This window comes from Vibrio sp. DW001, from assembly GCF_029016285.1.
In the GTDB taxonomy this organism is placed as follows: Bacteria; Pseudomonadota; Gammaproteobacteria; order Enterobacterales; family Vibrionaceae; genus Vibrio.
In genome coordinates this window covers 2281777-2306341 of sequence record NZ_CP091975.1, presented here as the reverse complement: position 1 = coordinate 2306341, position 24565 = coordinate 2281777, and the positions used below count along the sequence as shown (strand labels likewise).

At 44.9% G+C, this 24565-nt stretch carries 19 protein-coding genes; 9 read left to right on the top strand and 10 right to left on the bottom strand.

The features are described 5' to 3' along the window. The first annotated feature begins 125 nt into the window (after nucleotides 1–125). The 6 genes from L3V77_RS10425 to L3V77_RS10400 all read left to right on the top strand — a co-directional run bounded on the left by L3V77_RS10425 (nucleotide 126) and on the right by L3V77_RS10400 (nucleotide 9727). On the top strand, nucleotides 126–962 hold the full coding sequence (locus L3V77_RS10425) for a hypothetical protein (RefSeq protein WP_275134096.1): 837 nt from the start codon (nucleotides 126–128) through the stop codon (nucleotides 960–962). 485 nt (nucleotides 963–1447) lie between these two features. Continuing rightward, nucleotides 1448–4750 carry a DUF5107 domain-containing protein gene (locus tag L3V77_RS10420; protein WP_275134095.1) on the top strand — a complete coding sequence of 1101 codons (3303 nt, stop codon included), beginning with the start codon at nucleotides 1448–1450 and terminating at the stop codon, nucleotides 4748–4750. Nucleotides 4751–4934: 184 nt separating this feature from the next. Next, a complete protein-coding gene (locus tag L3V77_RS10415; protein ID WP_275134094.1) occupies nucleotides 4935–5927 on the top strand; it encodes an arabinose ABC transporter substrate-binding protein in 993 nt (330 codons plus the stop codon). Nucleotides 5928–5976: 49 nt separating this feature from the next. Then, on the top strand, nucleotides 5977–7482 hold the full coding sequence (locus tag L3V77_RS10410) for an ATP-binding cassette domain-containing protein (RefSeq protein WP_275134093.1): 1506 nt from the start codon (nucleotides 5977–5979) through the stop codon (nucleotides 7480–7482). Beyond that, nucleotides 7479–8498: an L-arabinose ABC transporter permease AraH gene (gene araH, locus L3V77_RS10405; protein WP_275134092.1), complete on the top strand. Its 1020-nt coding sequence runs from the start codon at nucleotides 7479–7481 to the stop codon at nucleotides 8496–8498. Before L3V77_RS10410 ends, araH begins: the two co-directional genes overlap by 4 nt. Nucleotides 8499–8527: 29 nt before the next feature. After that, nucleotides 8528–9727 carry an ROK family transcriptional regulator gene (locus L3V77_RS10400; protein WP_275134091.1) on the top strand — a complete coding sequence of 400 codons (1200 nt, stop codon included), beginning with the start codon at nucleotides 8528–8530 and terminating at the stop codon, nucleotides 9725–9727. Between the two features lie 236 nt (nucleotides 9728–9963). Here L3V77_RS10400 and L3V77_RS10395 read toward each other — a convergent pair whose 3' ends face one another. The 5 genes from L3V77_RS10395 to hutC all read right to left on the bottom strand — a co-directional run bounded on the left by L3V77_RS10395 (nucleotide 9964) and on the right by hutC (nucleotide 17214). Further along, complete coding sequence (locus L3V77_RS10395; RefSeq protein WP_275134090.1) at nucleotides 9964–11973, bottom strand: urocanate hydratase; 2010 nt, start codon at nucleotides 11971–11973, stop codon at nucleotides 9964–9966. Then, a complete protein-coding gene (gene hutG, locus L3V77_RS10390; protein WP_275134089.1) occupies nucleotides 11963–12808 on the bottom strand; it encodes an N-formylglutamate deformylase in 846 nt (281 codons plus the stop codon). The genes L3V77_RS10395 and hutG overlap by 11 nt, the downstream gene beginning before the upstream one ends. Continuing rightward, nucleotides 12801–14024, bottom strand: a complete 1224-nt coding sequence (gene hutI / locus L3V77_RS10385) for an imidazolonepropionase (protein WP_275134088.1) — start codon at nucleotides 14022–14024, stop codon at nucleotides 12801–12803. The genes hutG and hutI overlap by 8 nt, the downstream gene beginning before the upstream one ends. Before the next feature lie 14 nt (nucleotides 14025–14038). Further along, the gene (gene hutH / locus L3V77_RS10380) at nucleotides 14039–15571 is read right to left on the bottom strand and encodes a histidine ammonia-lyase (protein WP_275134087.1); all 1533 of its coding nucleotides are present in this window, start codon (nucleotides 15569–15571) and stop codon (nucleotides 14039–14041) included. Between the two features lie 875 nt (nucleotides 15572–16446). Continuing rightward, nucleotides 16447–17214, bottom strand: coding sequence for a histidine utilization repressor (gene hutC / locus L3V77_RS10375; protein ID WP_275134086.1), 768 nt, complete (start codon nucleotides 17212–17214; stop codon nucleotides 16447–16449). A gap of 182 nt (nucleotides 17215–17396) precedes the next feature. On the opposite strand from hutC, the gene L3V77_RS10370 reads away from it, so the two are divergent. Next, on the top strand, nucleotides 17397–18761 hold the full coding sequence (locus L3V77_RS10370) for a formimidoylglutamate deiminase (RefSeq protein ID WP_275134085.1): 1365 nt from the start codon (nucleotides 17397–17399) through the stop codon (nucleotides 18759–18761). 51 nt (nucleotides 18762–18812) lie between these two features. Here the strand turns inward: L3V77_RS10370 and L3V77_RS10365 are convergent, their stop codons facing one another. From L3V77_RS10365 to L3V77_RS10350, 4 genes are all read right to left on the bottom strand, one after another. Continuing rightward, complete coding sequence (locus L3V77_RS10365) at nucleotides 18813–19532, bottom strand: SDR family NAD(P)-dependent oxidoreductase (protein ID WP_275134084.1); 720 nt, start codon at nucleotides 19530–19532, stop codon at nucleotides 18813–18815. A 112-nt stretch (nucleotides 19533–19644) separates the two neighbouring features. Beyond that, complete coding sequence (locus tag L3V77_RS10360) at nucleotides 19645–20166, bottom strand: ATP-binding protein (protein ID WP_275134083.1); 522 nt, start codon at nucleotides 20164–20166, stop codon at nucleotides 19645–19647. A gap of 52 nt (nucleotides 20167–20218) precedes the next feature. Beyond that, entirely contained in the window at nucleotides 20219–20638 is a 420-nt protein-coding gene (locus L3V77_RS10355) for a MarR family transcriptional regulator (protein ID WP_275134082.1), read from the bottom strand. A gap of 161 nt (nucleotides 20639–20799) precedes the next feature. Then, nucleotides 20800–21537, bottom strand: coding sequence for an NAD(P)-binding oxidoreductase (locus tag L3V77_RS10350; protein WP_275134081.1), 738 nt, complete (start codon nucleotides 21535–21537; stop codon nucleotides 20800–20802). A 108-nt stretch (nucleotides 21538–21645) separates the two neighbouring features. Here L3V77_RS10350 and L3V77_RS10345 point away from each other — a divergent pair, with 108 nt between their 5' ends. Together L3V77_RS10345 and L3V77_RS10340 are read left to right on the top strand one after the other, a co-directional pair. Next, entirely contained in the window at nucleotides 21646–22542 is an 897-nt protein-coding gene (locus tag L3V77_RS10345; protein WP_275134080.1) for a LysR family transcriptional regulator, read from the top strand. A 145-nt stretch (nucleotides 22543–22687) separates the two neighbouring features. After that, complete coding sequence (locus L3V77_RS10340; RefSeq protein ID WP_275134079.1) at nucleotides 22688–23122, top strand: universal stress protein; 435 nt, start codon at nucleotides 22688–22690, stop codon at nucleotides 23120–23122. Nucleotides 23123–23375: 253 nt separating this feature from the next. On the opposite strand, the gene gltS is transcribed toward L3V77_RS10340, so the two are convergent. Further along, nucleotides 23376–24554 carry a sodium/glutamate symporter gene (gltS, locus tag L3V77_RS10335; RefSeq protein WP_275134078.1) on the bottom strand — a complete coding sequence of 393 codons (1179 nt, stop codon included), beginning with the start codon at nucleotides 24552–24554 and terminating at the stop codon, nucleotides 23376–23378. Nucleotides 24555–24565: the final 11 nt, after the last annotated feature.

The window sequence follows — 24565 nt, the reverse complement described above, 5'->3', positions numbered from 1 at the left end:
TTTCTTTTCGCTACTATGCGCAGAATTACTTTAAATCATAGTTTGGAGTGATGATCAAACATACAATTAATTCACTTAATGAGCGAAATAGAAGCTTAGGCATAGCTTCTCATGGAGAGAAAAAGATGAAACGAGCAATATGTTTGATCGGAATGTTAGCCTGTACCTCAGTGAATTCAAAACCACAAGATCTCACCTGTTCTGAAGCTGCCGACAAAACGAAAAAAGTCGAATCAATCTCTGCCAAAAATTCGGTCACTTATGAGAATTTTCTGCGACCAATTCATCATTCTGAACGCTCTCACTCGTTAAAATCTGTCGCGCTAGCGGAGACGACATTTTATAACTACCCGTCTTCAGACATCGCGAGTTACGAATATACATTGGATATGTTGGCCGCGGTGTTAGAAAACGTAAACAACTACATTGATAATGGTGATAGTACGATCAAATTTACGCGTGAAATGGCAGACTCGGTGTATCAGATGGGTATTAGCGAATTTCCGAAATTTAGTTATGAGCAAATGGAACAAGGGATAGTACTGTCTGCTCGTCACGCGAAAGAGATCAAGGTTAAGAGCAATTTTTATTATGAAGAGCTCTCAAATCAAATGACCAATTTTATGGCAAAGATAATTAGAAATGATAAAACAGGGCTCAGCATGGTTTTCTTATGGGCTGAGAGTTGTAATGTTGATGCAGATCCAATCAGTGCCGTTTATTCCGTTAATAATCAGAATGTTAAGTTCCGTAAAATGTGTATAGAGGGGGGGAGCATAAACACTATCGCTATCACACCAATGACTCAAAATGGGCTAGATTTTGTCGTTTCAGAATTCAAAAAAAGAAGATGGGTTGAGATTCCTGTGAAGGTTGAATATGACAATCGCCGTTACCCGGTTAAGTTTTGGGCAAATGGTTTTACCAAAACATGGAACGCCGCTGGTGGTGATGCATTATAGGTTCGCCTGTAAAAGAAGGTCAAAGATGAGAGAAATAACAAATGTAGTTTGTTGGTATTAAATGAACGAAGCGCGCATCGCTGGCTTAGTTTTGTTCTTTTTTCGGAGCGTATTTCTCAAAAGCGTATGTTGATGACGACGCTTTTGTTCACTGTTCTCGTGATCTATGTAGAGTAAAAAGTAACACCTAGATTAACTACTATTCGTTTCTCAACCTAATTCGTCTTACCTTCAATTCCTTTCCTACTTCCATTGTCTTGATAAATATCTTTTTAAATCATTTTTTTATCAATATGGTGTAATTTCATAATTGATTCAAAGCGCCCCTTTAGTTTTAGTGACATCGATTTTTTCAGTTCTAGCGCATTTATACTTAACTAAGATTAATAAACAGCGTGAGGTATTAGCAATTACTTGCTCCAACGACAGAATAGAATTCCCTACATCAGATTAAAAATAAAAAGATTCTGCTTTGAGGTGTATGTATGGAAAATAAAGCGAGGGTATGGTCAGAAACAGTAATGTTGCCGACATATCCTACTGGTGCAGTTGATACCAACCCCTTGTTTTTGGAAAAAAGAGTGTATCAAGGCTCTTCAGGTGCGGTGTACCCATATGGGGTGATTGACTCAATCAATGATGAATTGATAAACAAAGAATACAACGCAATTTTTCTAGAAAATGACTATATCAAGGTCATGTTGCTGCCAGAACTAGGGGGTCGAATTCATAAGGCTTACGACAAGGTTCGCGGCAGAGATTTTGTTTACTGTAACGATGTTATTAAGCCTGCATTAGTCGGCTTGATAGGGCCTTGGGTTTCAGGAGGAATAGAGTTTAATTGGCCTCAGCATCACAGGCCAACCACCTATATGCCAGTGGATGTAAATATTCGAACTCACGATGATGGTAGTGCAGAGGTTTGGCTAGGGGAAGTCGAGCATATGTATGGTCTGCAAATCAGTGCAGGCTTTAAACTTTACCCAAACAAAGCGCTCATAGAGATAACCGGTAAGGTCTATAACGGAAATCCAACACCACGCCAGTTTCTTTGGTGGTCTAATCCTGCCGTTAAAGGTGGAGAGGATCATCAGAGTATATTCCCACCAGACGTAACCGCGGTTTACGACCACGGAAAAAGAGACGTGAGCGAGTTCCCGATAGCAAAAGGCACGTATTACAAAGTTGATTATTCCCCTGGGACGGATATCTCTCGGTATAACAACCTACCTGTCCCTACGTCTTATATGGCGGCGGGTTCTGATTACGATTTTGTTGGAGCCTATAGCCACAATGAGGCTGGAGGACTACTCCACATCGCCAATCATCATATTTCTCCAGGAAAAAAACAGTGGACATGGGGAAACTGTGATTTTGGGTTAGCGTGGGACAAAAACCTCACAGATACCTGTGGTCCGTATATCGAACTAATGACAGGTGTCTTTACCGATAACCAACCAGATTTTACATGGATCGACTCAAATGAAGAGAAAGTCTTCGTGCAGAACTTCCTGCCATACAGCCAATTAGGGTCGGTACATCAAGCCAATACAGATCTCGCGTTGAAACTACATAGAGAAGAAAGAGAAATAGAATGGGGTATCTATGCAATATCCAAAATAGAGAATTGTTCAGTCGTCATTAAGTCCAACAATACCATTCTCGTTGACGAGACATTCTCTTTTGAACCTTGTCAGGTACATCTGGAAACCATCGAATACTCAAGCAATGAAAAGTTAACGATCGTTGTCACCACCCAAAACGGTCAAAAAGTACTTTCGTACACAGAGCTTGATGCGGCTGAAGAAGCTATCCCTGAACCCGCGCAACCCCCTTTGGCACCGCAAAACGTATCATCGATTGAAGAGCTTTATTTGATAGGTCAACATTTAGAACAGTATCATCACGCTAGTGGTCAATCAGACGATTATTACCAAGAAGCTCTGCGCCGAGATCCACTGGATTATCGCTGCAACCTTGCGTTGGCAAATAGGGAGTACGAGCGGTGTGACTACAATAATGCGTTAGTACTATTAAATAACGCGCTAGATCGAGCCCATCGATATAATAAAAATCCGGCTTGTGGTCGCGCCAGTTTTCTTCGAGGTTGTGTTCACGAAAAACTGGGGCAACTCGAATTAGCCTATCAGGATTACTATAAATCCACTTGGAGTGGTAACTGTGGTGATATCGGTTTTATGGGGGCGAGTCGCCTATCATTTATTCAGCACAGATACACCGATGCACTTGAAGAAATAAATCGCTCACTAGAGCTTAATCGCACCAGTTATCATGCGGCTTTTATCAAGGTAGTGATTCTAGATAAATTGGATAAAACCGATGAGGCTAGGCGCTTCAATGATACGGCAATTCAACAGTTTCCACTTGGCTATGCTTTGTTTTTTGAGAGATATCGAATCACAAAGTCGGATGAATCGAAGCAAATATTCTCGAATCTGTGCCAAAAAAGACAAGCTAATGCCATCCACGTTAGTGGCTTATATCAATCACTTGGCTTAATGGAGTGTGCTATCAGAGCGATTGATCTAATAGACGCCAACGGCGCCAATTCATTGCTCATTAAAACAGCATTAGACGACGAAATGGACGAGAGTTTATTGACCAAAGCCGAACAAGAGTTTAGCCAAAACGTACTCTTCCCTAACACACAAATAGAGTGGCATGCGCTGACAAAATTAGCTGGAAATCCTTTTGTTGATTATCAATTAGGGTGTTTCTATTATGCCAAAAAGTCTTACGAAAAAGCGGTGCTACTTTGGAAGAATGCGTTAACTATTAGGCCTGATTTTAAAGAATGTCACCGTAATTTATCTGTTTACTATGCAAACAAAAAACAGGACTTAGAACGTGCGCTCTGCCATATGTCTTATGCGTGGGAGCTTGATTCTCAAGATGCCAGAGTGCTCTTTGAACTAGACCATTTACGCAAGCTGATAGGGCGCTCACCTGAAGACAGACTCGACATGCTGAATAAGCACCAGAACATCGTGCTAAAGCGGGATGACTTAAGTGCCGAGTGGATAGCACTGCTTAATATTTCTGGAAATCAAGCCAGAGCACTAGACGTGCTAGAAAGCAAAGTATTCCATCCCTGGGAAGGTGGTGAAGGTCGAATCACAGGACAATATATCAATGCATTATTACGCCTAACGGAACAATTCGTTATGGACGGAAAGTACGCCAACGCAAAGCAGCAGTTGGTTAAATCTCTAACCTATCCAGACAATTTAAGCGAAGGACGTCTTGTTGGGCAAAGCGACAACGACATCTATTTCATGCTCGGTTGCATAGCTGAAGTACGTGGTAATGCTGAAGAGGCACAACAGTATTGGCAAAAGGCGACGCTTGGTTCTAGTGAGTTAACGGAAAGTCGCTATTACAATGACCAACCCGCTGATTACCTGTTCTTCCAAGCACTGGCTCTTGCTAAGTTAGGAGAACGAGACCGCGCACTGAAGCGTTTAACCGTGATGAGAAACTGGGCAAACGATCATCTATCTCAAGATGTTTACGAGGATTTCTTCGCTGTCTCACTTCCCGAGCTGAATGTATTTGACAGGGATATCATTCAAAATCATCAAGTTCATTGTCGGTTTATTCGATATCTCTCTTCACTTGGAGAAAGTTTGTTATTGGACACTGGGATCACGCAATCAACACCGGATAAAGCGGCCTTGCTTGAATTGGAGCCGGGGCATAGCAAGACCAGCTTGATTGATTCACTTTTACCACTGTTAACAAAGTTTTTTAAACATTCACCCCATTAATACTAAACATAGATTACTTAATAGCGTGATTAAACATCAGAATATATACAGAGTAGTGCATTACCATTAATTTAAATAATAACGGTACTTTACAAACATAAAGCAAAATGCGAAACGCTGAGTCCTTAACGTGATAAGGCGCGTTTATATTCCAACGCATTGGTCTAACAAAATAGGGAACATTATGAAAAACCTCTACAAAAACATCGGAACGGTATTGCTTACAACATCCCTTTGTTCTATTTCTTTGGGTGTCGCCGCAGAAGCGAAGAAGAAGATCGGTTTTATTGTAAAACAACCAGAAGCAGGCTGGTTCCAAGATGAATGGAAGTTTGCTGAAATAGCGGCAAAAGAAAAAGGTTTTGAACTGATTAAAATTGGTGCGCAAGATGGGCAAAAACTGATGTCAGCGTTGGATAACCTTGGCACACAACAAGCAGATGGTGTCATTGTTTGCGTACCAAACGTAAAACTAGGTCCAGCTGTTGTGGCTGCCGCGAAACGAAACGGTCTCAAACTTATGTCTGTCGATGATCGCCTGATTGATGGTAATGGCAATCCGATTGAAGACGTCGTTCATATGGGGATTTCTGCTTATAGCATTGGACGAGAAGTGGGTGATGCACTACTAGCTGAAATTGATTCACGTGGCTGGGACAAAAACGAGGTTGCTGTTATGGCCTTAACTTACAAACAGCTACCAACGGCCTATGAGCGCACGAAAGGTGCAACGGACGTATTGAACGAAAACAACTATCCAGCTGCAAATATTTTTGAAGCCCCTCATCGATTGGATAACACCGAGCAAGCGTTTAATTCAGCTAACAGCCTTATTACGCAAAAAGGTGAGTTTAAAAAATGGATAGTGTATGGAATGAACGATCAAGTGGTTATTGGTGGCGTGCGGGCATTAGAGGGTAATGGTATTTCGTCGGACAATATTATTGGACTGGGTATCAATGGTACGGAAGAAGCGATCAACGAATTTCGTAAGCCGGTTGCCACGGGTTTTCACGGCACAATTATTTTGAGTGCTAAAGCTCACGGATATCAAACGTCTCTCAATATGTATAACTGGGTAGCCAATGGTGTTGAACCTGAAAAGCTTGTGTATACCTCTGGTTATCTGGCTACACGAGATAACTTCGAAGAAGTGCGTAAAGAGTTAGGTCTATAATTGTGATAATTCGGGGTGAGTAACCCCGAACACACCAAGGATTATACGAATGAAGAATCAACTCGAATTTCGCGATGTATCTAAAAACTTCCCCGGCGTTAAAGCACTCGACTCTATCAGCTTTTCTATTGGCCATGGAGAGATTCACGGTCTTATAGGTGCTAACGGTGCAGGCAAAAGCACCTTAATGAAAGTGCTTGGCGGCATTCATCCAGCAAGTTCCGGTCAGGTTGTCGTTAACGGTAAACCGGTTCATTTCCGATCACCTAGTGAAGCGATAAAAAATGGCATCGCGATTATTCACCAAGAGCTCCAATTGGTTCCTGAACAGACAGTAGCAGAAAATATATTTTTAGGTCGACTCCCGACAAATAAAGGAAAAATCGACTGGAAAAAAATGAACCAACTTGCCGACGTTCAGTTGAAGAAACTTGGCCTGAGCTTCTTACCGACCGATAAAGTCAGCAAGCTTTCAATGGGTCAACAACAGATGGTTGAGATTGCTAAAGCAATGATATTGAATGCCAATATCATTGCTTTAGATGAACCAACAAGTAGCCTCTCAGCCGCAGAAACAGAGGTGCTTTTTAGAGTGGTTCGTCAGCTACAAGAACAGGGAAAAATACTGATTTATATTTCTCACCGAATGGCGGAAATATTTGACCTTTGTAGCTCATGTACTGTGATGAAAGATGGACAACATGTTATTTCATATGATGATTTAACCCAGATTGACCGCCAGACAATTATAGAAAAAATGATAGGTCGAAACCTTGGCGATATGTATGCCTATTCTCCCCGTGACCTTGGTGAGACCTGCTTTTCTCTCAATAGTATTCAAAGTAAGTTGTTCCCTAACAACGTTCAATTTTCAGTACGAAACAGTGAAATTCTTGGTTTTTTCGGGCTGGTTGGTTCTGGTCGAACCGAGTTGATGAAATCCATTATTGGTGCGTTATCCAGTCAGCATATCGATGCCTCTTTAGATAACAAAACACTTCCGACGTTGACACCTAAACGGGCTATTGAAAATGGTATTTTGTATTGCTCGGAGGACCGAAAAAAAGAAGGAAATATTACTTTTCGATCGGTTTGGGAAAATATTACCATCAGTAGCCGTCGTAACTTCTGGAAGCTTGGTGGGATATTAAATCTAGGCAAGGAGATGGAGCAAGCCAAACACTTCGTCGATCGGCTAGATATTAAAACCCCTTCCCTTGAAAAAGAGATCCAATTCCTTTCTGGGGGAAATCAACAAAAAGTAATTCTAGCTCGTTGGTTATCTGAACCTCGTATGAATGTACTTATTGTGGATGAGCCCACTCGGGGCATTGACGTTTCTGCCAAAAATCAAATCTATAACGTCTTGTATGAGCTAGCGAATAAGGGGATCTCAATTATCGTAATTTCGAGTGAACTACCTGAAGTAATGGGCATCACCGACCGTTTGTATGTCATGCGGGAAAATCAAATATCGGCTCAATTTACGCGTGAAGAATATCAAGAAGAGAGCATTCTTTCTAAAGCTTTCCCAGAACAGGAGATGACAATATGACGACTGTTAATAGCACCACAGATGTTAATAAGACCACTGAAATAGAACTACCCATGAGTAGAAGTGCCACAACATGGTCGTTGATTCGTAGCAGTGAAAATTTCAACATCATTGTTGTCTATATATTGTTATTTATTTCGTTAGCGATATTTGTCCCTTATTTCTTTTCGCTAAGAAATATGGTGGGGCTTGGCCTTTCAATATCACAGATAGGAATGGTAGCTTGTACGATGATGTTCTGCCTCGCATCGAAAGACTTTGATTTGTCGGTGGGATCTCAAGTGGCTTTCTACGGCGTGCTTGCGGCATTAATTGTCAATGCAACAGACAGCTTTGTATTGGGTATTATTGGGGCATTGATAGCCGGTATTTTTATTGGTCTTATGAACGGAATTTTTGTTACTAAAGTACGCGTAAATGCGCTTATTGCCACCTTGGCTATGATGGAAATTGTACGAGGCGGTGCCTATATTATTTCGGGAGGTAATGCTGTCGGTGTAGTAAACATGGACTTCTTCATGTTAGGACAGTCGACTATCTTAGGGATGCCGACCCCAATTGTGATTACCATTCTCTGTTTTGTCGTGTTTGGCTTCTTGCTTAAGAATACAGCTTATGGACGAAATGCTTTGGCGGTTGGTGGTAATGCCGACGCTGCAAAACTGGCGGGTGTCGATGTCGATAAAGTGAGAATCACCAATTTCGCTCTGCAGGGTGCAATATGCGCTATTGCAGGGGTCATACTGGCTTCCCGTATCACCAGTGGACAACCGAATGCATCGTTAGGCTTCGAACTCAGTGTCATTTCAGCCTGTGTGCTCGGTGGCGTATCATTAAATGGTGGTAAGGCGAGTATTATTGGCGTTGCTGTCGGGGTGTTGATTATGGGTACGGTAGAGAATGCTCTGAACCTACTTAATATCGATTCCTTTTACCAGTATCTAGTCCGGGGTGGTATCCTACTTCTTGCGGTTGGTGCAGACCAGTATCGTCAGCGGTTAGCGGAAAAAGGGTAGCTTTATTCAATATTAAGAGGGAGTCTATAATGCTCAAAGGCATGAACAATCAGTCGGTCAGGATTTTCAATTCGAAGCTGATTATTAGACTCCTTTTTCAATATAAACAGTTAAGTAAGTCTCGCCTATCTCATTTATTAGAGCTCAGTATTCCTGCGATCAGCAAGATCCTTCTTTTTCTTGAGGAGAAGGGTTGGGTAGAACACGTTCAAACCAAACATACCGGAAGAGGCAACTCGAGTGGGGTGTATCAAATATCGCATAAATCGAGCCCAATTATTTGCCTACATGTAACGCCCACAACCATTTCGGCGTTGGTTGTGAATGGCAAAATGGAGCTTATCCTAGACCGTTGTGAAAGGGATGTTTCGCCAGCGGTTCCAGAAGAATTAGTCCAGTCCGTTATTGACGTTTATCGACGTTGTGTAAAAGAAGCGAATGTAGGAAAACTCAAGATTGCCCTCTCTTTGCATGGACAAGTTGATATCCATGCTGGCACTTCTATGTTTATGCCCCAAGCGCCATGGAATACACCCATTGATTTTAAATACATCCTAGAAGAGCAACTGGATACAGACGTTACCGTGGATAACGACTGTGTGATGCTCGCACTTGCTGAAAAATGGATAAACCCTGATCATGCTCGTGACTTTTGCGTTATTAATGTCGACTACGGTATCGGTTCTTCATTTCTAATTGATGATCAGATATTTAGAGGTGTGCTATACGGAAGCGGGCAGATAGGCCACTCAATCATCGACCAAGATGGAAAAAAGTGTGGCTGCGGTCGATACGGTTGCCTCGAAACGGTGGCATCGACAAAAGCGATGTTAGCGGACATTCGAAAGCAGACTAAAAATCGACTTTTCTATGAGCAGTATTATCTCGATGAATTTGAATTTGAGCAATGTGCCCAACTATATTTGCAAAATGACCCATTGGTATGTCGATTCTGTAACAAGGCCGCGAGTACATTGGGTATCAGTATTTACAATTTCTTAGTGACGATGAGTGTCAATGATATCGTTATTTATGGTGAAGCCTGCAGGCTAGGAGATCACTGGTTAAGTGTTATTAAAGATCAGGCGCACTATAATCCATTTGAAGGGAACGTCATTTCAGTTAAAGAGCAGAAATCCAGTATTCGATTTGGTGAACTTAGTGAGACTCAGTTGTTACAAGGGATAGGATATCTGTTTATTGAAAAAATGCTGATAGCCTTTAATTAAGGCTCAATCAATTCTCTTTGCGACCAAACCGAGTTTTCCATACCCTTCGTTTAATAATACCAACACCTATGCCCCCCAACAAAAAGAGGGTAGCTGATATCATCAAGACTCCCATTTTCATGGAAATAACGAGGGATTTGGGATTACCTAAAAAGGTAAAACCCTCAAGTTCCCGTTCCCACTGGAATAGCGGAAGGACGGGAATGATAAGGGTTTTCACAAGTGGCCAAGAAACCTTATTTTATGACGCTATCGAGTAAGGAATCATCGGCAACCGTTGGGATCGTTACGGTTAACCTAGGCTCGGCGGCCATTGCTCTTTTAATCGCAAAAATAGCGCCATCGTTTCTCGCCCAGCTTCTTCGTGATATACCGTTATTTACATCCCAGTGGAGCATCGACTTTACTCTTCGGTCGCAATCTGCTGACCCGTCAAGCATCATACCAAAGCCACCATTGGTTACTTCGCCCCAGCCAACACCGCCGCCGTTGTGGATACTTACCCAGGTTGCGCCACGGAATGAATCACCAATCACGTTGTGAATCGCCATGTCCGCGGTAAATTGTGAGCCGTCATAGATGTTCGACGTTTCTCTATAAGGCGAATCAGTACCGGATACATCGTGATGATCGCGCCCAATAATGACGGGAGCCGAGATTATCCCTTGCTTGACGGCATCATTAAACGCCTCTGCAATCTTCATTCGGCCTTCGGCATCTGCGTATAAGATACGTGCCTGTGAGCCAACAACGAGCTTGTTCTGTTTCGCCTCCCTGATCCAAAGTAGGTTATCGGCTATCTGTTGTTTGATCTCTGAGGGCGCTTCGTTGTACATCGCTTCAAGCACATCACCGGCAATCTTGTCCGTTATATCGAGGTCTTTTGGATCGGAAGAAGAACAGACCCATCTAAAAGGCCCAAAACCATAGTCAAAACAGAGAGGGCCCATGATGTCCTGAACATATGAAGGATACCTAAAGGTTCCGTTCTCGTTCATGATATCGGCACCTGCTCGGCCGGATTCAAGTAGGAATGCGTTACCGTAATCAAAGAAATACATCCCTTTGTCTGTCAGCTTATTGATCGCATCGACGTGCCTTTTCAGTGAAACCTGTACGGCCTTCTTGAATTCCTCGGGCCTGCTCGCCATCATTTCATTGGACTGTTCAAAGCTATACCCAACTGGATAATAGCCACCGGCCCAAGGGTTATGTAGCGATGTCTGATCAGAGCCAAGATCGATGGTAATATCTTCGATAACGAACCGCTCCCAAAGGTCGACGATATTACCAAGATAGGCCAAAGAGACCGGTGTTTTTTCTTCCACCGCGTGCTTCACTCTAGCGATCATCTTGTCCATCTCTTCATGCACTTCGTCAACCCAACCTTGTTCCAACCTTTTATACGCTGCTTTCGGGTTCACTTCCGCCACGATACCTATGGTTTTGGCGATAACCGCCGCTTTTGGTTGCGCGCCGCTCATTCCACCTAAGCCAGAGGTCACAAAGATAGGAAGCTTGGATTGGTCACGGTCTTTTATCATTCGGGCCGCGTTCAAAACGGTAATCGTCGTGCCATGCACGATACCTTGTGGACCGATGTACATAAACGAGCCGGCTGTCATCTGCCCATATTGGGTTACCCCTAAAGCATTAAATTTTTCCCAGTCATCGGGTTTGGAATAGTTCGGCACCATCATGCCGTTTGTGACCACGACTCTTGGTGCGTCTTTATGGGAAGGAAACAGCCCCATAGGATGACCAGAATATAAAACCAATGTTTGCTCGTCGGTCATCTCGGCGAGATATTTCATCGTCAGTCGATACTGGATCCAGTTTGAGAACACGGACCCATTTCCACCATAAGTAATCAGCTCTTCCGGGTGTTGTGCTATCGCGTTATCAAGGTTGTTGCTCAGCATGAGCATAATCGCGGCCGCTTGTTTACATCGGTGCGGAAACTCATCAATCGATCTGGCGGAGATCACGTAAGAAGGCATAAATCGATACATATAGATTCGGCCAAAGGTTTCTAGCTCTTGGTAAAACTCTTCAGCGAGTACGGCATGATGTTGAGCTTCAAAATATCTGAGCGCATTTTTGACGGCCAGTTTTTTCTCACTTTTCGTCAGAATGTCTTTTCTTTTCGGGGGATGGCTTAGGCTTTCATCCCTCTCTTTTTTTGGTGGAAGAATCTTAGGGATACCCTCTAAAACCATTGCCTGAAAACTCATTTCACTCATCATTAGCCTCGTTTCTGTTCTCTTTCTTTCGGGAATACAATTGTGCCCCTGCCTTTAATAACGTCGCAATCATCTGCTTTAAAAGTGGGCTGATTTGTTGCTTCTTTGCACTATCCATCAGGTAGCCTTCGATACTATCTTGTAGATAGGTCGCTTGAGATAGCTCCAGTTGTATAGCGTGAATATCCTTGTCTGGTTGGCCGAAAAAGCGGGTGATATGCCCGCCCTTAAAGCGACCATTGCAGACATGGCTATAGCTGCTAGCCGCAACGACGTTATTGACGCTTGCTAACAAATGGTCTGAGCAGGCATCGCCAGCATTGGTACCAAAGTTAAAGTCGGGCAATCGGCCATCAAACAACATCGGCACTTCTGCTGCGATACTGTGGGCATCAAATAAGATGGCATAACCAAACTTGGCCTTAATACGGGCCAATTCAGAAGCGATTTTTTGATGATAGGGCTGCCATACCTCGGTTTTTATCTGTTCTTTTCTCGACTCGCTATGCTGACTATCGTCTATAAATACGGGCTGAGCAGAGAATGAAATTTCTGGAAAAAGTCCCGTTGTTTTACTGCTGTATAAAGGCTTGTCATCGACCGGACGATTCAAATCGATCACATAACGCGAATAGTTAGCGCTGATAACACTGACATTGAGGTCGGACAAAAAATCATACAGTTCGGTCACGTACCAGTCGGTATCCGGTAGCGGTTTCGCTTCTTCACTCAGTACCTTGCTCATCTCTGGTAACAGGAATAGGCCGGCATGAGGGATACTCACCAAAATAGGGCTGTCGCCTTGAACAAAGTGATAAGGATTTTCGATTCTAGACATGACATGCCTCTCCGGATTTGACGCGGGTTTTAACCAGATTGCCACCAAGCCAATAACTGAGTTCGCCGGGGCTCTCAACGTCCCAACAGATAAAATCGGCCACTTTCCCTATCCCGAGTTCGCCATGGGTGCTGGATAAACCAAGCGCTTTAGCCGCGTGAACGGTGGTTCCGGCCAATGCTTCTTCAGGGGTTAGGTCAAAAAGGGTGCAGGCCATATTCATCATCAGTCGCAGTGATAGGACGGGTGACGTGCCGGGGTTGGCATCCGTAGCAATGGCAATGGGAACTTGGTATCGACGCAGCAAGTCGATAGGGGGTCTTTGCGTCTCTTTTAGCGTGAAAAAAGCACCGGGTAGCAACACGGCGACGGTGCCATGTTCTGCCATCGCGATCACGTCTTGCTCGGTGATGTATTCTAAATGGTCGGCGGAAAGCGCTTGATAGCGAGCCGCTAACGATGCGCCTCCGAGAGAAGAGAGTTGCTCTGCGTGAAGCTTAACGGGCATGCCAAGCGCCTGCGCGGTAGAAAAGTAACGCTCGACCTGAGCCGGGCTAAACCCTATCCCTTCACAAAACGCATCGATAGCGTCGGCAAGCCCCAGTTTGTGTATCTCTGGTAATAGTTCATCGCACAGGTAGTCAATATAGTCATCTGGGCGATCGATATATTCTGGTGGCAGAGCATGGGCGGCTAAGCAGGTGGTTCTGATATCTACGGCGTGTTCAGCGCCCAATGACCGAGCAACCTGTAGCATCTTACTTTCATGCTCTAGGGACAAACCATAGCCGGATTTAATCTCTAATGTGGTCACGCCGTCTTTCATCAGCGCGAGCAGTCGGCGTTTTGCAGAATCGAACAACTGTTGATGGCTCTCTTCGCGGGTTGATCGGACTGAAGAAGCAATACCGCCTCCGTTTTCAGACAGGGTTTTGTAGCTGACGCCATTTAACCTTTGTTCAAACTCATTGGCACGGTTGCCACCAAAAACCAAGTGGGTGTGGCAATCGATGAGCCCCGGCGTCACCCAACCGCCACCAAGATCATGCTTGGACTGGGCTTGATAGGCGGGCAGCTCTGCCTGTTTTCCGATCCAGCTAATACATTGGTTTGTTACCCCCATGGCGGCGTTTTCGATGACCTGATATTGGCCATCAACCATGGTGGCGACATGAAACCCATGCCAGATTGAATCAAATGTAAGCGTGTTGTTCATAGTCACCTCGGGCATTAGCTACTTGGTAATAAACCAGCAGGCATAAGGTCGTTGTGGACCGCTTGTATCAGCAGGTCATTGGCTTTTTCAATATCAGCAGCAAAATAACGGTCTTTGTCATAAAACGGCACACGAGCGCGAAGCTCCGCTCTCACTTGTTCAAGCCGTTCTGTTGATTTGAGCGGGGCACGAAAATCCAAACCTTGAACCGCAGAGAGTATCTCTACCGCCAGAATACCCCGTGTGTTTTCGGACATGTCCTTCAAACGGCGTGCGGCGAAGGTTGCCATAGAGACATGATCTTCTTGGTTTGCCGAGGTTGGTAGGCTATCCACAGAGGCTGGATGCGCGAAGGTTTTATTTTCACTCGCCAAGGCGGCGGCAGTAACCTGTGCAATCATAAAGCCAGAGTTAACACCGCCATTATTGACAAGGAACGGCGGTAATTTACTAAGGTTGCTATCGATGAGTAAGGCCATGCGACGTTCGGATAAGCTGCCAATTTCAGCAATCGCAAGCGCGAGGTTATCTGCCGCAAACGCGACAGGCTCGGCATGGAAGTTACCACCGGAAAGGATGTCACCTTCTGCGGCAAAGACCAACGGATTATCTGATACCGCGTTGGCTTCAACTAAGAGAGTCTTTGCAGAATTACGTATCTGATCTAAGCAGGCGCCCATTACCTGTGGCTGACAGCGCAGCGAGTAGGGGTCTTGAACCTTTTCGCAATCGACATGTGATTCGCTTAAGTCGCTGCTTTCTGTGAGTAGGTGACGATAGGCCTCGGCGACATCAATCTGGGTTTGGTGCCCACGGACTTGATGGATACGGTCATCAAAAGGACGGCGGCTACCGAGTGCCGCTTCAACCGACAATGAACCACACACGACGGCGGATGCAAAAAGGTCTTCAGCATGGAACAGACCTTCAAGAGCAAACGCGGTAGAGGCTTGGGTGCCATTCAGCAGTGCTAAACCCTCTTTCGGTGCTAATGTTATGGGTTCTAAACCCGCAATAGCCAAGGCGGCTTGCCCTGAAATGATTTCACCTTTATAGCGCGCCTGACCTTCGCCCAGTAATACGGCGCTCATGTGCGCTAAAGGTGCTAAATCGCCAGAAGCACCGACCGATCCTTTTTGTGGGATACAAGGATACACTTCTTTGTTAATCAGCGTGATAAGTGCCTCGATAACTGACAAACGGAGACCAGAAAAACCGCGCGCCAAGCTATTTACCTTAAGCACCATCACCATTTTGACCGTTGCATCGTTCATTAACTTACCAATGCCCGCCGCATGAGATAAAACAATGCTGCGTTGCAAGGTGTCGAGATCTTCTTCCGCTATTCGAGTATTCGCGAGTAAGCCAAAACCGGTATTGATGCCGTAAACCGTGCGGTTCTCTTTAATCACGTCGTTTACGATCTGCGTGCTGGCGTGAATCCCTTCAATCGCGTTTTGATCCAGCGATAATTTTATTGAATTACGGCTAATCTCGCGTAACTCTGGCAAGGTGATTTTTCCAGGATTTATTGTCAATTCAAACATCAAGCACGTCTCCATTACATCTATTGTTTCGTTTTTTTGCTGCAATCATGAGTAAGTCCAATTTAGGAATGACAAGATGATGCTACATGTATATACAAGTTACTATAAACAATAAAAGTAAATCCCAAGGAGTGCAAGTTTTTTAGGCAAAGGTAGCGAGTTTTGATCAAAAAAAGCAAGGCGGGTGAACGTTAGGCGTAAACAAACCATTGTTTATTGCCACTATCGTCCACCAATAATGCCTTTTCGTCACACCCGTGAAAACCTAATGTTGTTCGGTTAATGCTAAATACTTCGTCATTCCCGTGAAAATGGGAATCTTGGTGATACTAGATCCCCATTTTCATGGGGATGACGAAGGGTGGCAGGGATGACGAAGGGTGGTAGGGATGACGAAGGGTGGTAGGGATGACGAAGGGTGGCAGGAATGACGAAGGGTGGCAGGGATGACGAAGGGTGGCAGGGATGACGAAGGGTGGTAGGGATGACGAAGGGTGGTAGGGATGACGAAGGGTGGCAGGGATGACGAAGGGTGGCAGTGATGACGAAGGGTGGTAGGGATGACGAAGGGTGGTAGGGATGACGAAGGGTGGCAGGAATGACGAAGGGTGGCAGGGATGACGAAGGGTGGCAGGGATGACGAAGGGTGGCAGTGATGACGAAGGGTGGTAGGGATGACGAAGGGTGGCAGGGATGACGAAGGGTGGCAGGAATGACGAAGGGTGGCAGGGATGACGAAGGGTGGTAGGGATGACGAAGGGTGGTAGGGATGACGAAGGGTGGCAGGAATGACGAAGAGTTATAGAAATGACGGGTACTGGCAGTGATGACGAAAACTGACAGAACTGACGAAGAGGACTGTTTATTAAACGAGTTTACTGCCCAAAATGACCGAATAATTGAAAGCGAGAACCGGGGGATAAAAGCCGGGCTGTTGTGACCAGTTGATCGTTAGACCAGGTTCGACGTTTGATCTGCAAACAGGGTTCGCTTATGTCTATCTGCAATAGCTGACACTCTTCGGGTGTCGCTATTACCGCTTCTACAAGGTGTTCGCCTTCAGTCATGGGGGCCACCTTCATTAGGTAGTCATACGTGGCGTTATGTTGAAATTCTTGCTTATCGTAGTCGGGTGCGAGGATGGCGTTGACGACACGCTCTTCGATCTGAATCGGTGACTCGTCTTCTAGGTGCAAGATTCGAGCACGAAAAATAGGGTGGTTGGTCCGAACTCCAAGGTTCATCGCCTCTTCCATGCTAGCTTTAGACTGCGTCAGCTCTATTAATTCAGCTTTGTGTTGGTGGCCTCGTGCCGCGATTTCTTCGGCAATGTTGTGGACTTCAAACAGACCAGAATGCGCTTTTTTCTTTGGAATATTCTTCGCAACGAAGGTTCCGACGCCTTGTTGACGTGCCAATATCCCTTCGCCAGTCAGTTCTCGCAAGGCTCGATTTACCGTCATGCGGCTAACACCCAAGGCCTTTACCATCTCAGATTCTGATGGTACTCGTTGATCGGTTTTCCACTCTCCGCTATCAATTTTCGCACAGATGGCTTGCTTTACTCTGGCATAGATAGGCGCTGGAGAATCCTCGATCGATTCCGATAGGCTGTACATCATGCTGCTGGTGGTTTCGACCATAGTTGTGCCTTGTTTGACCTGTGCGTATTGAAGAATAGCGGTGGTTATCGTTTGATTAAATGGAATTATAACCACTATTTTGGATGCATAACAGGTTTTGTATAGCAAATTACACAACTTGTATAGACAAGATTGATTCTGATACACTGAATTTCATCAAGACGATAATCAAAAGGGTCCTCATGACAAGCCAAGTATATTTTGCAGAGCAAGCTTTCCTAGCGGAAGGGTGGGCAAACAACGTTCGTATTGAGGTGCTTGATGGCGTGATACAGGCTATCACCCAAGATACGAAAGCCGATGAGGCGATTCGGTTAACCGGACCCACGTTGCCCACCATGGCGAACCTTCATTCCCACGCCTTTCAACGTGCGATGGCCGGAATGGCAGAGGTGAGTCTAAATCCAAACGACAGCTTTTGGAGCTGGCGTGACCTGATGTATAAGATGGTGCAAAAACTGACACCGGATGATGTTGGTATTATCGCGACCCAGCTGTATATCGACCTATTAAAGGCGGGCTACAGTCAGGTGGCAGAGTTTAACTATCTGCATCATCAGCACACAGGCCAACCTTATAGCCAAAAAGAAGAAATGGCGCAGCAGCTTATTCAATCGGCCAATACCGCTGGGTTAGGATTAACCTTATTACCAGTACTCTACAGCCATTCAGGCTTTGGTGGGCAATCGGTCAGTGTAGGGCAGGCGCGATTTATCAACACGACCGATCAATATCTGTCTATTCATCAAGGTTGCCAAAAGATAGTGGCAGACCATGACCTACACCAAATTGGTGTTTGCTTTCACTCTTTACGAGCGATAACACAGGATCAAATCCACGATGTATTGGCAGAAACACCGGATAACATGCCGATACATATCCACATTGCAGAGCAACAAAAAGAAGTACAAGACTGTTTAGGCTGGAGCGGTCAACGCCCCGTGCAGTGGTTAGCGAACGAAATTGGCCTAGATGAAAGATGGTGTTTGGTGCACGCCACACACCTAAGCAATGGTGAGATGTTGTCGATTGCCCAGCATCGCGCGGTTGTGGGGCTATGCCCTACGACGGAAGCGAATCTAGGAGATGGATTATTTCCTGCGGTTGAATTTATGCGCGAGAAAGGGCGTTGGGGGATAGGTTCAGATAGCCATGTGAGTTTATCGGTAGCCGATGAATTACGCACATTAGAATATGGCCAACGTTTACGAGACCAGCAACGTAATAGGCTGTATAACCCGCAGCAAAATCATGTTGGCGATTTTCTCTTTCAGCAAGCACAACAAGGTGGTAATCAGGCGTCGAATGTAAAACTGGGATTGGCTGTGGGTCATCGGGCCGACTTTATGGTGCTTGACCATCAACATCCTTTTATCGCCGCCAGTAAAAGTGAAGACATCATTAATCGCTGGATATTTGCGTGTAACGAGAACCTTATTCGCCATGTTTATGTGGCGGGCAAACCGGTGATTAGTGATTTCAGGCACGCTCAAGAAGATCAAGCCAACCATGATTTTACGACCTTGCTGAAACGCTTATTTAAGTAATTGGTGTGGGCGATGATGCTTGAGTCTGGTAAAAGTGGATTGCTACGATGACTAGGGTTCAATTTCCTCGCCATCCCACGCGAAGCATTTCCCGCTGTCGGTTGGGGCTAGGTTTGCGACGACGTTGAGCAATGACGAGGCCGAGAAAGCAGGCGTGAATAGTTTGTCCTCTGGTATGTTATGCCTAAATGGTTCGGACAAATGGCTATTTACCGTTCCGGGATGCAGGGTAACAACGATCGCTTGTTTGTTGCTTCTACCTATCTCTATTGAGGCGCTTTTGATAAGCATATTAAGTGCGGCCTTAGACGCCCGATAGGCATACCACCCACCAAGGCGATTATCAGAGATGCTACCAACACGCGCCGAAAGGACCGCAAAAATCGTGCGATGTTTACGATTCAGTTTGGGTAAGAAATACTTGGCGGCAAGTGCGGGCTGAATGGTGTTCACTTGAAATAGGCGCTGGAAGTTGTGTTCCGATAGGTCCGTAAGGCACTTCTCCGGTTTTAGTTCGCCGTCATGCAAAATGCCCGTCGCAACAATGACCATATCAAGGGGACCGTCTTTTGATGCCAACAGAGCGGCCTGTTGAATGGAACCTTCACTTTCGTAATCGATAGAATGACACCGTAGATTATCCGTCTGTTCTGCTGAGTGATGCCGAGAGAAAGCGTGGATAACTGCATTCGGGTGCAAACCAGATAACTGCTGCACGAGCGCACTTCCAATGGCTCCTGAACTACCGATAACTGCAATGTTGTTGACCATAGTACTTCCCAAAGACGCGTATTCACTAGATATCACTACGAGTGATTTCAAGCAATCGATCACTTTACTTGCGTTTTATAGCAGCGTGCGGCATGAGATAATACGGACTTTATTATGGTGACGTTCTTGGAACGTTGGTATCAACGACCCTTGTATAGATCAACTCCGCATCATTTGGTTCTTCAAACATGCCGTTTGCTACCTCAAACATTTTTGGAGATACCGAGAAACTGAAGGTACCACCGGTTTCTGTATTTCGCTTTGTCACTCGAGATTGGCGTGTGGCGAGATCGGTCGTTAAGAAATAAAAATGTTTTTCAACATTCATCTCTTCGCACAGGGTGTTGATTCTTTCTCGGTCGGCTATTTTTAGTAGTCCTAGGTCAAAAATTACATTATGTCCTAAACCTATCGACTGCTTAGCGACCGACCATATTTGATGTTCACACCTTGCAACGCGCTCAAATGTCCAACTAAGGTCTGGCATGCCGTTCATGTCATCGAAATAAAGCGTTTTAAACCATTCGTCTATGGAAAAAATCATGGCGTTATGTTGCTTCGCTAACTGTTGAGCGAAGGTGCTTTTACCGGCTCCAATAGGGCCAAATATAATATGCATGCTACTTTTATTCATAATAGATTTACCTTACCAACGCCGTTTTAAAGTGAACGAGTTTTAGCGATATTCACTTTATTTTATTGTTCAGTTCGCTGAGCAGTTGCAGCTCTTTCTTAGAAAACAGAGAGAATGCAGACTGAGCAGTGTGTTCAACCGCGACGGAGGCGTCTTGGAATAGCTGTTCGCCAGTCGCAGATAGGCGGACCAAACTTTGTCGTGCATCCCTTGGGTTGCTCTCTTTTACCACAATGTGAATCTTTTCCATTGGCGCCAATAAACGAGTGATGCCAGACGCGGTCAAACCAATGTTGTTTGCCAAGTGAATTCTGCTCATGGCCATCCCTTCAGCACTGTGTAGGTGGTACATAATGGTGTACTCGGTGAAGCTGATACCATGTGGGCTTAGGCAAGAGTCCACCTTTTTGTTTAGCGCTGAACTGATAAACGAATGCTCGATTAAAAGATTGGATTGTGGCATTAAAGACATAATAATTACCTTGTGTAGTCGTTGATTAATAATTGAATGGTAGTTGATTAGTCAAGTATGTGTCAAGGCAATGAAACGTCAATAATTGATTACGTGGGTATCATTTAGCTCATTTTCTTGTCCGGTGATGGTTGAGTTGAGTTGGCTTTGGGCATGCTGAGTCATACGCAATTATAAATAACGGGCATTTTACCCTTCCATTGGTGCCATAGAACCTCATCACTGATCAGATTAAACATGAAATTGGCGACGTTAATACGACTGGTTTTACCCGCGTCAAAGATGACATTCCTAAGCGGTGAATGATGCAGTTCGTATTGGCTCACAAAGGGGTCGTCTGTCAGGCTGTCTGGACGAACCACAACCCATTCAATATGTTTATGCTGTTGGCCTATTTGAAGGCGAAGAAAATCGGCCGCCTTTTCATTATCGAGGTGTGGTGGCAGCGCCCAACGCAGTGCTGAAATAATCATTCTTTGTGAAATCGGGGGGGTCTCGGGGATATCGTCATTGCTGTTGCCTGTTGTATTCATAAGGATGAACTTTACTTCCTGTTCAAGGCTCATCGATTCTAGTGTGTGGGTTATTTTTTCGACGGCATCGGTGACGAGTTTTCTTGGTTGGCCAAACAGCCCCTTGGCGGTGAGGTTATGGCCTAAACAAGAGATAACGGCGTCGCACGGCTTAAGATAGATCGCAAGCTCTTCGGTTGGCAGCTCAGAGATGTTGGCTTTTATGACCTGTAAATGCCCTTGTAAAGGGGATTGTTCGCTAAACGATTCAGGCAGCGAGCTTTCGGCGCGAACAATGGCCGTCACGTTGATACCCTTCTCAAGAAATTGTTGAACCACTAACCGACCCGTCGCGCCACTGGCTCCTAACACTAATACTGTTTTCATTACGTCTTCCTGATTGCTCTAGGTTCTTTGTTATTTCAGATGGCGATCGTAACATTCGCCATGTAGGATAGGTATGTCGATATAAGCACAACAGGTATGCATTTACGTATGGATTGGCAATCAGTTAACTTTGACTGGAATCGGGCTCGCGCCTTTTTAGTTACCGCAGAAGAGGGGTCTTTTTCTGCTGCTGCACGGGCTTTAAAGATGACGCAACCGACACTTGGTCGCCAAGTTACCGCACTAGAGCAGGAGCTGGGCATTGTGTTGTTTGAACGTGTCGGGCAGGGGCTTATTCTTACCCCAGGGGGCCTAGAGCTTCTTGATCATATTCGAGCGATGGGAAACGCGGCTAACCTTGCATCGTTGACCGCCTGTGGCATTTCACAAAACATTGAAGGGACCATCTGTATTAGTGCCAGTGAGGTTCACGCCGCATTTTGGCTGCCCAAGATCATTGCTAAGCTGCGCAAACAACATCCGCAGATTCGCATAGAGATTGTCTCTACCAACAAAACAAGTGATCTAATGCGCCGAGAGGCAGACATTGCCATTCGAAATTTTCGTCCTACACAACCTGAGTTGATTGCAAGAAAGATAAAGGAAGTGGCGGCTCGTTTTTACGCTACACCCGCTTACCTTAATGAGATAGGTAACCCACGCTGTATAGATGATCTCAATAAGGCCAGTTACATCAGTTTCGACCGCAGCGGAATGTTGATCAAAGAGCTTAACAGCCGGGGCCTACATCTTACGCATGGTAATTTCCCTATCATCAGTGAAAACTACATTACGCACTGGGAGCTGGTAAAACAAGGCTTAGGTATTGGCATCATGCCCGAGAATGTCGGTGACTCGGAACCGTTGGTAGAACGAGTACCAACCGAGTTGGAGCCGTTTGTTTTTCCGATATGGTTGACGACACACCGTGAGCTCAATACCAGCCGCCGAGTGAGAGTGGTGTTTGACTTTATTACCGCTGAGTTGTTGGATTTGCTGGCGTAGTCTTCACATTGTTTTTGGGTGTCAAATCTTGTTTTACCGAACATCAGAAAAATGCGAATTCACGAACAAAATCAAACGTTCTGTAGTGGTACTCTACTTGATGTAATAACGATATCTCGTATCAACAGGTTGAGGAAGTAGCCGTATGTATAAACACATTCTAGTTGCAGTAGAACTTTCAGATGAAAGTGACTCACTCATTGACAAGGCGGCGGTTTACGCCAAAAAGTTTAACGCCGATGTCTCATTGATTTATATTGATAGCACCCACGGGGAAATTTACACCGAATTTTTCGACATGAATTTGTCAGAGAGTAAATCAAACGTTTCGGAAAAAACCAACCGTTACTTTGAACGTTTCATTAGCCGTTCGGAAGTGCCGATTAAGGTGGCGTTAGTTGGAACCGGCAATATAAGTAACAAACTCCCTGACGTGATAGAAAAACATGACATTGACTTGCTGATCTGCGGTCATCACCACGATTTTTGGAGTCACTTTATTTCGACCTCTCGCCAATTAATTAACACCAGTTTGGTGGACATTTTGGTGCACCCGATTGTGGAGAAGAAAGGGGAATAGAGGTAAGCACTGTACTTAGTTGATGTCACGTCTTCTAATGTAGTGAAAATGCTATTCTATGCATCAAACCTTCGTTTCTCCTTTCGGGATAACAGATTTCAAATGAGGAGGTGGGGGCCAGCAATAGGCGGCCTTCCAGTGCTTCTGATTGTCTATATGAACGAAGGTTTATTGATAAGATAAGGTTGACTAATTCTGGTTTGCATATAAACAATCCGCCTTCTAAAAGAAAGCGGATTGTTAAATGAAACCCTTATGAGAGCAAGTTCATACAGAAAGTGATGAGCAGCGGGTTAACCAAATTAATCACTATGACAGTTATCACTGGTAACATGACCCATGCATTAGGTGCTGCACCATACTTCTCAATCACTACCGACATGTTTGCTATTGCGTTTGGTGTTTGACCTAGACCAACACCACAGTGTCCTGCTGACATTACTGCGGCTTCGTAGTCTTTCCCCATCAATTTGAAGATAACAAAGTACGCAAAACACGCCATGAGAATAAGCTGACCAAGCAAGATGATCATCATCGGAACCGCCAAGTCGAACAACTTCCATATCTGAAGGCCCATTAAAGAAAGAGCCAAGAACAGATTAAGTGCTGAGTTGCCGATAAGATTAATGTGAGGCATCGCAATTTCGTATCCTCTTGCATCTGCAACGTTACGCACTATGGCTGCTGCGAAAACACCACCAACATAGTAAGGGAACGTAATACCAGTTTTATTCAGGCCAGCAACTAAATACGCACCAAACGCCATCGTAGCCAGTATAATGATAACGCTTGTCATTGGGGTAACGTTTGTTTTCTTACTGTCTACTTGAATAGCCGTTGTCACCGTAGCACTAGAACCGCCAGTTAAACCGTGTTTTTCTACAAGTGCTTTTGCGATTGGGCCACCAATAAGGCTACCCATGATAAGACCAAATGTTGCCGCCGCAATACCAATAACAGTCGCTGAATCTACACCCAGCGCTTCAAAAGACGGGCCAAATGCAGCTGCTGAACCCAGTCCACCAGACATTGATACTGATCCTATTGCCACACCCAATAGAGGATGCAGACCTAATGCTTGAGCGAGGCCCGCGCCCACGGTGTCTTGTAAAATTAATAGTACAACAGATAACACGGCTAGAACTGCACCTTGTTTACCACTGCTTTTAATCACTTTTACACTCGCCAAGAAGCCTGTACAAGTGAAGAAAAGAACCATTAAAAATTTTGTTAGACCATGATCAAGCTGTATAGAAAATGTGTTTGTTTGGTGTCCTAAAAGCGTTAGAAGCGCGTAAAGTAAACCACCAATAACAGGGGTTGGAATAAAGTACTTTTGCAGGAAACTTACTCGTTCTTTTGTCTGCTGTCCAACAAACAGGATGACGGCAGCAAGGCCGATTGTTTGTACTAAATCTAATGTGATGTTCATAATAAACTCTT